General features: G+C 73.5%; 5 protein-coding genes. All 5 read left to right on the top strand.

What is annotated here, in order from left to right:
- Positions 1–49: 49 nt before the first annotated feature.
- From OG627_RS02870 to OG627_RS02850, 5 genes are read left to right on the top strand one after another with little or no spacing between them, the layout of a single operon-like run.
- Positions 50–3238 (top strand): non-ribosomal peptide synthetase, encoded by a 3189-nt coding sequence (locus OG627_RS02870; RefSeq protein ID WP_329061074.1) that lies wholly within the window; start codon positions 50–52, stop codon positions 3236–3238.
- A 46-nt stretch (positions 3239–3284) separates the two neighbouring features.
- Positions 3285–4928 (top strand): condensation domain-containing protein, encoded by a 1644-nt coding sequence (locus OG627_RS02865; protein ID WP_329061072.1) that lies wholly within the window; start codon positions 3285–3287, stop codon positions 4926–4928.
- A complete protein-coding gene (locus OG627_RS02860; RefSeq protein WP_329061070.1) occupies positions 4919–6409 on the top strand; it encodes an argininosuccinate lyase in 1491 nt (496 codons plus the stop codon). Before OG627_RS02865 ends, OG627_RS02860 begins: the two co-directional genes overlap by 10 nt.
- Positions 6406–7323, top strand: a complete 918-nt coding sequence (locus OG627_RS02855) for a GHMP family kinase ATP-binding protein (RefSeq protein ID WP_329061068.1) — start codon at positions 6406–6408, stop codon at positions 7321–7323. Before OG627_RS02860 ends, OG627_RS02855 begins: the two co-directional genes overlap by 4 nt.
- Positions 7313–9544 carry a pyridoxal-phosphate dependent enzyme gene (locus OG627_RS02850; RefSeq protein WP_329061066.1) on the top strand — a complete coding sequence of 744 codons (2232 nt, stop codon included), beginning with the start codon at positions 7313–7315 and terminating at the stop codon, positions 9542–9544. Before OG627_RS02855 ends, OG627_RS02850 begins: the two co-directional genes overlap by 11 nt.
- Positions 9545–9652 lie beyond the last annotated feature (108 nt).

Below are 9652 nucleotides of genomic sequence, written 5' to 3'. Positions count from 1 at the left end.
TTGCACGGGCACCGAGCTGCCGCAGGGTCATCGATGAGGAGGAAACCCCATGCAGGACACAGCCTCTCGCGGGGCGGACGACGCGCGGGCCACACCTGCCCCGGAACCGTCCGCCGGGCCGGCCGGCGCCGTCACCGGCCTCGCCCGCGCCTGCGGCGTCGGCGCCGGGACGGTCGAGGCCGCCGCCCGGCTGAAGGTCGCGGCCGCCGCGACCGGGGCACCCGTCCTTTCCCCCGACGCCACCTGGCGCGACCTGATCCGGCGCGTGGCCGCGCCGGGCGGGCGGAAGGAGGCCGACGACGCCTGGGAGAGCGCGACCGGGCTGCCCCACCTCCCCGCCGAGCGCCTGGCCGGCCACGCGCGGGTCGCGCTGCGCGCGCTCACCGAGTTCCCCGACGAACCGCACACCGGCCACGGCCTGCTGTCCGAGGCGGAGACCGAGGCGACGATCGCCTTCTGCTCCGGTCCGGTGAAGCCGCTGCCGGGGCGCCGTTTCCACGAGCTGTTCGAGGAGCGGGCCCGCCGTCACCCCGACGCGGTGGCCGCCGTCCAGGGCGGCCGGAGCTGGACCTACCGCGAGGTGAACGAGAACGCCAACGCCATCGCCTGGGCCCTGCACCGGGAAGGGGTGGGCGCCGAGGACGTCGTGGCGGTGGTGACGGAACGCACCCTGGAATGGCTCGCGGCCGTCATCGCCGTCTTCAAGGCGGGCGGTTGCTATCTGCCCCTCGAACCGCACTTCCCCGCCGAGCGGATGGCGAACACGCTCACCAGGGCGGAGTGCGTGTGGGTGCTCGCCGACCACGGCGTCGCGCCGCTGGAGGAGGCGCTGGAGGCGGCGCCGGCCGGCCGGGACACCCGGCGCCTGTACGTGGCGGACCTTCTCGCGGGAGCCGGCCCGCGCCACGACCTGGACCTCGCCGTGGCGGGGGACCAGCTCGCGTACATCTACTTCACCTCGGGCTCCACCGGCGAGCCCAAGGGCGCCATGTGCGAGCACGACGGCTTCCTCAACCACCTCTACGCCAAGATCGAGGACCTCGGCGTCCAGGAGGGGGACGTGGTGGCGCAGACCGCGCCGCAGTGTTTCGACATCTCGCTGTGGCAGCTCGTCTCCGGGCTCCTCATGGGCGGCCGGACGCTCATCGTCGAGCAGGACGTGATCATGGACGTGCGCACGTTCATCGACGCCCTGGCCGAACACGGCGTCCACGTGGCGCAGTTGGTGCCCACGTACCTCGAACTCCTCCTCGCCACGCTGGCCGAGGAACCCCGGGAGCTGCCCCGTCTGCGCGTCATGGCGGTCACCGGCGAGGCGCTGAAGAAGGATCTGGTACGCCGCTGGTTCGACGCCCTCCCCACCGTGCCACTGGTCAACTGCTACGGCCTCACCGAGATCAGCGACGACTCCAACCACGGTGTCATGCGCGCCCTGCCCGCCCACCGCTCCGTGCCGCTCGGCGACCCCGTGCGCAACGCGCGCGTCTACGTCATGGACGAGAGGCTCCAGCTCCTCCCGGTGGGTTTCCCGGGTGAGATCGTGATCGCCGGCGTCTGCGTGGGCCGCGGATACGTGAACGACCCGGAGCGCACGGCGGCCGTCTTCGGCCGCGACCCCCACCGGCCGTCCGAGCGCCTCTACCGCTCGGGCGACTTCGGCCGCTGGCTGCCCACCGGCGAGATCGAGTACCTGGGCCGGCGCGACTCGCAGATCAAGATCAGCGGGTTCAGGATCGAGATCGGCGAGGTCGAGGACCGGCTCCTCCAGGTCTCCGGCGTCCGGGACGGCGCTGTGGTCGTCGCCGGATCCGACACCGAGCCGCAGCTCGTCGGCTACTACACCGGAACGGACGCCCCGGACGCGGAGCAGGTCGCCAGGGCGCTCGCCAGGACCCTGCCCGCGTACATGGTCCCGCCGCGCCTCTACCACACCCCCGAGCTGCCCCTGTCCGGCAACGGCAAGATCGACAGGATCTCCCTGACCGGTCTCGCCCGGCGGCAGCGGGACGCCACCGCGTACGTGCCGGACACGGAGTTCACCACGGAGACCGAGCGGAGGATCGCGGACCTGTGGGCACAGGTGCTCAAGGTGCCGCCGGAGCGGATCGGACGCGACTCCCGCTTCACCGAACTCGGCGGTACCTCGCTCTCCGCGATCCGCCTGTCGATCGCCCTGGACCGGCGGGTGAGCGTCGCCGACCTGTGGGACACCCCCACCGTCGCGGACGTCGCCGCCCTGCTCGACCGCAGGGCCGCCGCGGCGCCGGACACCGGGGCGCGGCCCGTACCCCGCGTGCTCGCCGCACGGCCCGACCGGGGCCCCGCCGCCTGGGCCGCCGACCACCGCGCCGCCGTCCGTGCGGCCGTCGCCGAGTCCGGCGCCGTGCTGCTGCGCGGCCTCGGTGTGCGCACCGCCGCCGATGTCGCCGCGGTCGCGGAAGGACTCGGGGTCACGGCGATGACCGAACGCGAGGGCTTCGCCCCGAGGACCGCCCATTCCCCGGGGCTCTACTCCTCCAGCCACTGGCCGTCGGACGAACCGATGTGCATGCACCATGAACTGAGCTACGCCGCCGACGTCCCCGGCACCCTGGTCCTCGGCTGCCTCACGGCCCCCGACCGGGGCGGCCGGACCAGCGTCGCGGACTCCCAACAGGTCCTCAAGGCGCTGCCGCCCGGCCTCGTCGCCCCCTTCGAGCGCCACGGCTGGCTGCTGACCCGCATGTACCACGAGGTGGGCATGGCCTGGCAGGACGCGTTCGGGACCGACGACCGCGCCGAGGTGGACGCGTACTGCGCCGCCGCCGGCATCGGCCACGAGTGGCTGCCCGGGGACCGGCTGCGCACCCGGCAGCGGCGCGCCGCCGTCGTACGCCATCCCACGACGGGCGTGCCCGGATGGTTCAACCAGATCGCCTTCCTCAACGGGCTGACGATGGACCCGGCCGTCCGCGAGTACCTCACCGACGTCTACGGGCCGCAGGGCCTGCCGTTCGACACCGCGGTGGGTGACGGCACGGCCATCGACGGCGCCACCGTGGAGGCCGTCAACGCCGTGTACGACCGGTTCACGGTCGGCGAGCCGTGGCGACGCGGGGACGTCCTCGTCGTCGACAACCTGCGGATGGCCCACAGCCGCGAACCGTTCGAGGGAGAGCGCGAGATCGTGGTGGTCATGGGGGACGCGGTGCGGATCCCCGGCCACGTCCGGCCGGACACCGGCGGTGAGCAGGCGTGAGCGGCGCCCGCTCCGTACTCCGGCCGCGCCCGCCCCGCCCCGCGCCATGACGGCAGGACCAGGGCGCGCGACGAGCGTCGAGCCGCAGCCGGTCCCCGGTGCCGCGCCGCGCGCCGTCCCCGCGTCCTCGGCACAGGAACGCGTGTGGTTCGCCGACCGGATGGCACCCGACGCGTCGGCGTACCGGATCGTGGACGAGCTGGTCGTGCACGCCGAGGTGACCGAGGCCGACCTGCGGGGCGCCTTCGCCCTGCTGGTGCGGCGCCACGAGGCCCTGCGCACCGCCCTGCGGATCGTGGACGGACGGCTCACGCAGTACGTACTCCCGCGGATCGACCCGGAGCTGCGCCACACCGACCTGACCGGCGCGGACGACGCCCGGCAGGCGGACGTCCGGCGGTCTCGCAGGGCGGAGCTGGTGCGGCTGCCCTTCGACCTGGAGCGGGCCCCGCTGTGGCGCGCGGAGCTGCTCGCGCTCGGGGAGACGCAATGGGCGGTCGTCTTCGCCGCCCACCACGTCGTCTACGACGCCGCCTCACGGTTCAACCTCCACGTCGAGCTCACCGAGATCTGCGCGGCCGTCGAACAGGGGCGGGAGCCGAAACTGCCGGAACTGCCCCTGAGCTACACCGGCTACGCCCAGCGGGAGCGCGACCGGCTGTCGCCCCCACGGCGCGCCGAGCTGGCCGCGTACTGGCGCACGCGGCTGGCCGGGCTGCCACCCGTCCACCGCCTGCCGCTCGACCGACCGCGGCCCGCGGCCAGGACGTTCCAGGGGGCCGAGGTGCGGGCCTGCCTCCCCCCGGAGGTCACCGCGTCGCTGCCGGGCTCGGCACGGCGGCTCGGCACCGAGCCCGTCATGCTCTGCCTCGCCGCCTACGTGGCCCTGCTGCACCGCCACTCGGAGCAGGAGGACATCGTCGTCGGTCTGCCGGTGACGGGCCGTCGCCAGGCCGACCTGCTGCCGATGATCGGCACGTTCGTCAACATGCTGGTGGTCCGGGTCGATGTGAGCGGCACTCCGGCCTTCGCCGAACTGGTCGGCCGGGTACGGGCGGCGGCCCATGTCGAGGAGCGGTACGACATCCCCTTCCAGACCCTCGTCGAACTGCTGCCCGTGCCACGGCTGCCCGGGGTGCCGCCGCTGTACCAACTGGCCTTCAACCACGTGCCCGCCGGCGGCGGTCCGGGGGCGGCCCCCTCCGGTTCCGGCGGCTGCGAGGACGACCTGCTGCTGGAGGTCACGGCCGACACGGTCCGCATCGAGTACAACGCGGCGCTCGTCGAGAAGAGCACCGCCGACACACTGCTCGCCGACTACCTCGCGCTGCTCGTCGCGGGACTGTCCGATGCGGACATGCCCCTGCCGTCTCTCCCGGTCGCGCCCCGAATGGGCGACACCCGGGCGCCCCGCCCCGCCCGGACGGCCACGGGCGGCGAGCCGCGCACCGCGACGGCGAAGCTGGTCGCCGACGCGTGGCGCGCCGTCCTCGGCACCGCGGTGACCGACGTCCACGACGACTTCTTCCACCTGGGCGGTCACTCGGTGCAGGCCCTGCGCATGCTGTCGCGCCTCGCGGCTGACCACGACGCCGAGCTGAGCATCCGGAGGTTCTTCGCCGACCCGACGGTGGCCGGTCTCGCCACCGAACTCGAACGCAAGCGCCCGAGGAGGACGACATGGCGGTGACGGGCAGGATCGACGGCGTACCGAGCGGCATCTGGCACGAGGAGGTGCTCGCCCCGCAGTTCGCCTACGAGGTGGAGCACCTCCTCGGACACTATCTGGCCATCGAGAAGGTCCTGCTGCTGGAGTACGCGCGGATGGGACTGGTGGACGCCGCGGGGGCGGCCGGAATCGGGGCCCGGCTCGACTCGCTCACCCCGGACGCCGTTCGCGCCGATCCGAAGGAGAACATGTCGGACATCTCCTTCGCTGTCGAGCGGCACGTCCTGTCCGGCCCCGTCCCGCCGTTTCCCGCGTGGCACGTGGACCGCAGCCGCAACGACCTCCAGGTCTGCGCCCAGTTGATGTCCGCCCGCGAGAACCTGACCGCCGTCGCCGCCGACCTGCTGTCGTTGGGCCGTGCGGTCACCTCGCTCGCCGCCCGGTACGCCGACGTGCCCATGCCGGGATACACCCACGCCCAGGCCGCGCAGATCATCAGCCCCGGCTTCCACCTCGCGGCCCTCGCCGCCGAGACCACGGTCACGCTGCGCAGGATGCTGCACACCTACGACGAGGCCGACGCCTGCCCGCTCGGCTCGGGCACGATGGCCGGCCAGGAGCTCGCCTGGGACCGCGCGCGCATGGCCGAACTGCTCGGCTTCTCCGGCGTCCAGTCGCACGCGCTGGTGGCCGTCGCCTCCCGCGGCTGGGCCCTGGCGATGGCCGGCGACCTGGCCGGGTACGCGGTGACGCTGAGCCGTTTCACCACCGACCTGATGGCCTGGGGCGGCAGCGGCTTCGGCTTCCTGGAGCTGCCCGACGAGCTGTCGGGCATCTCGGCGGCCATGCCGCAGAAGCGCAACTTCCCCGTACTGGAGCGCATCCGCGGCCGGTGCGCCCACGTCACCGGGTGCGCGGCCGACCTCGCCGCCGGGCAGCGCAACACCGCGTACACCAACACCGTGGAGGTGTCGAAGGAGGCGGGCGGCCACCTGCGCACCCAGTTCGACGCCATGCGCTCGGTGCTGCGGCTGACGCGGGCGGTCATCGCCGGAGCGGGCTTCTCGGCGGACCGGATGCGCGAGGCGTGCGCGGGGGAGTATCTGGGAGGATTCACCCTCGCGAACCGGCTGACGCTGGAGTGCGGCATCCCCTGGCGGACGGCCCAGGTGATCTCCGGGCGGTACATCAAGCGCGCCCTGGAGAAGGGGCTGAGGCCCGCCGAACCGGACGGCGCCCTGCTGGCCGCGCTCTGCGCCGACGAGGATTACGAGGTCGCGCGCGCCGACGCCCTCCTCGTCGCCGCCTTCGACGTGGACGAAGGACTGCGGGCCAAGCGGTCGGCCGGCTCGTCCCACCCCGACGAGGTGCGCGCGATGCTCGCCGGCCAGGACGGCGAACTCGCGAGGCTCACCGACGAGTGGTCGCTGCGCGAACGGCGGTCCGCCGATGCCGCCCGCCGACGGGACGACCTGCTGGCGACGGCCGAGCGGCGGTCATGAGGGAGCCGGCGCTGGTCACCCGCCGGCCGGGCGTGGACCTGCGCGAGGGCGTCGGCACCGCCCGCGGAACCTTCGGCGAACTGCTGCAAGGGGTGTTCTCCGACGGGGTCGACTTCCTCGTCACGTTCCCGATCACCCGCGGCACCCGGGCGTGGTTCCGGTACGACCGCGACGGCCCGCTGAGCGTCTTCCCCTCCCACAAGACCAAGTCGCTGCGCGTGGCACGAGCCATGCTCGACGCCCAAGGGGCCGGCGGCGGCTCGCTGGTCCTCGACAGCGGCCTGGCCGTGGGGAAGGGGCTCTCCAGTTCCTCCGCCGACCTGGTCGCCACGGTCAGGGCCGTGGGGGCGGTGCTCGGCGTGGACACCTCGCCCGCTGCCGTCGAGGGCTGGCTGCGCCCGATCGAGCCCACGGACGGGGTGATGCACCCGGGCATCGTGGTGTTCGAACACCGGACGGTCCGGCTGCGCGCGTCGCTCGGCACTCTGCCCCCGGCCACGGTGGTGGCCGTCGACGAGGGCGGTCACCTCGACACGGTGGCCTTCAACCAGCGCCGCCACCGCCGCACGGCCGCCCAGAAGCACGAGTACGAGCGCCTGGTGCGGGACCTCGCCACGGCCGTCGAGCAGGGTGACCTCGCCCGGGTGGGCGCGATCGCCACACGCAGCGCGGTCCTCAGCCAGCGGCTGGCTCCCAAACGGAACCTCGACGCCATGATCAGGGCCCGCGACGAGACCGGCGCTCTGGGCGTGGTCTGCACCCACAGCGGCACCATGCTCGGCCTCCTGCTCGACGCCGCCGACCCCGACCACCGGCACAAGCTGCTCGCCGCCTCGGCGGCATGCTCGCGGCTGCCCGGCACCACCACCGTCTTCCGTTCGTTCACGTCACCAGGGAGCGCGCATGCGTTGTGACACCGTCGTCGACGCGATAGGCAACACCCCGGTCGTACGGCTGCGGGTGGACGCCGCCGAGGGGGTCGAGGTCTACGCCAAGCTGGAGCTGCTGAACCCCTACGCCATGAAGGACCGCGTCGCCCGGCAGATGATCCTCGAAGCCCGCCGGTCCGGTGCGCTCGCGGAAGGCGCACCCATCGTGGAGAGCTCCTCCGGCACGATGGCGCTGGGAATCGCTCTCGTCGGCACCTACCTGGGGCACGCCGTACACATCGTCACGGACCCCCGCATAGACCCGATCACCCTCGCCAAACTGGAGGCCCTCGGGTGCGTGGTCCACGTGGTGGAGGCGATGACCGGGCAGGGGTGGCAGGGCGCCCGGCTGGAGCGGCTCGCGGAGCTGATGAGCGGCATGCCCGGCGCCTACTGGCCCCAGCAGTACAACAACCCGCAGAACCCGGCCGCGTACCGCACGCTGGCCGGCGAACTGATCGACGACCTGGGAACGGCGGACGTCGTGGTCGGCTCCGTCGGCAGCGGCGGCTCCCTGTGCGGCACCTCGGCGGCGCTGCTGGAGCGGCTGCCCGACCTGAAGGTGGTCGGTGTCGACTGCGTCGGCAGCATGCTCTTCGGCCAGCCCGACGTACCGGCCCGCAAACAGAGCGGACTGGGCAACAGCCTGTACCCGGACAACATCGACTACCGCCTCCTCGACGAGGTGCACTGGCTCTCGGACGACGAGGCATTCGACGCCACCCGGCAACTCGCCCGGGAACAGCAGATATTCGCCGGGAACACCTCCGGGTCGGTGTACCGGATCCTGACCCACCTCGCCGCCGAGGCGTCGCCCGGCACCCGCCTGGTGGGAATCCTGCCGGACCGCGGCGACCGCTACGTCGACAGCGTCTACCGCCACCGGCCCGCCGGCCCCGTCGCCGCCCGGCCTGCCGAGGTCCCCTACGGCACGACGGTCACCCGTTGGTCGTTCGCCTCGATCCCGCGCGGGAACCGCCCCGTCCTGGCCTTTCTGGAGTCGAACACGACAGGGACCGGCATGCTCGCGCTGCGCACCGCGGTGCGGCTCGGCTTCGAGCCGGTCCTGCTGGCCAAGGACCCGGCGCGCTACGCCGGCCTCGACGGCACCGGCTGCCGGACGGTCACCTGCGACACCGAGAGCGACGCGGACGTCCTCCGGGCGGTTCGGGAGGCGACCGGGGAGCGGACCGTCGCGGGGCTCACCACGACCAGTGACTTCTATCTGGAACACACCGCACGGCTGGCCGCCGCGCTCGGCCTGCCGGGTCACGCCCCGGAGACGATGACGGTCTGCCGCGACAAGTCGCTGACCCGCGTGGCGCTGAGGGACGCGGGAGTGCCGCAGCCGGCGTTCGAAGTGATCGGCGACCGCGCCGACATCGCCGGCGCCGTCGCCTCCGTAGGTCTGCCGTGCGTGGTCAAGCCCGTGGGCGGATCGGGGTCCCAGGACGTGCTGTGGTGCGCCGACGCCGCCACGGCCGCGGAGCACGCCGCACGCGTCCTGGCCGTCACCGAGAACGTCCGCGGACAGGCCACCGCCCGCAAGGTCCTGGTGGAGGAGTACGCCCGCGGGCCCGAATACAGCGTGGAGATGTTCTGCGACCACGGGGAGGCGACCTGCGTAGGGGTGACCCAGCGCACCGTCAGCGCGCTGCCGTACTTCGTCGAGACCGGCCATGTCTTCCCCGCCGAGCTGCCGGAGGCCGCCTCCGGCGAACTCGCCGAGGCCGCCCGCCAGGCGCTCAAGGCCGTGGGCTTCGACCGGGGTCCTGCACACGTCGAGATCAGGATGACGGACACGGGTCCCGCGGTCATCGAGATCAACGGCAGGCTCGCCGGCGGCATGATCCCCGAACTCGTGCGCGCGGCGACCGGGATCGACCTTCTGGAGCAGCAGGTGCGGGCCGCGGCCGGCTACCCCGTCCGGCTGCTCCCGGACCGGACCCGGCACACGGGCATCAGGTTCCTGACCGCGCGGCGGGCGGGACGCCTCGTGGCCATCACGGGAACCGCGGAGGCGGAGCGGGTGCCCGGAGTCGAACGTGTGGTGACCACCGGGTCCCCGGGCCGTGCGGTCCGGCCGCCGCGCGACGCCTACGACCGGCTCGGCCACGTGATCGCGGGCGGCGGCTCGGTCCGCGAGGTAGAGGAGACCCTGGACGCCGCCGTGCGGCTGATGGACGTGGTGACCGTCCCGGAGTGACCGCGGGCGTACGCCCCCGCCGGTGCGGCGGGGGCCGAGCGGGGGCCACACCTGTGCGGCCCCCGCGAGGGTCAGGACCAACGGTGCGGTCGTCCGCCTCTTCGCCCG

The sequence above is a fragment of the Streptomyces sp. NBC_01429 genome (assembly GCF_036231945.1).
GTDB lineage: Bacteria > Actinomycetota > Actinomycetes > Streptomycetales > Streptomycetaceae > Streptomyces.
The sequence above is the reverse complement of the archived record's forward strand: the minus strand, read 5'-3'. Positions and strand labels throughout refer to the sequence as shown.

Bases quoted from the DNA above. Each gene is read 5' to 3' on its own strand.
- OG627_RS02865 (WP_329061072.1), top strand. From the start codon at position 3,285: ATGACGGCAGGACCAGGGCGCGCGACGAGCGTCGAGCCGCAGCCGGTC.
- OG627_RS02870 (WP_329061074.1), top strand. From the start codon at position 50: ATGCAGGACACAGCCTCTCGCGGGGCGGACGACGCGCGGGCCACACCT.
- OG627_RS02860 (WP_329061070.1), top strand. From the start codon at position 4,919: ATGGCGGTGACGGGCAGGATCGACGGCGTACCGAGCGGCATCTGGCAC.
- OG627_RS02850 (WP_329061066.1), top strand. From the start codon at position 7,313: ATGCGTTGTGACACCGTCGTCGACGCGATAGGCAACACCCCGGTCGTA.
- OG627_RS02855 (WP_329061068.1), top strand. From the start codon at position 6,406: ATGAGGGAGCCGGCGCTGGTCACCCGCCGGCCGGGCGTGGACCTGCGC.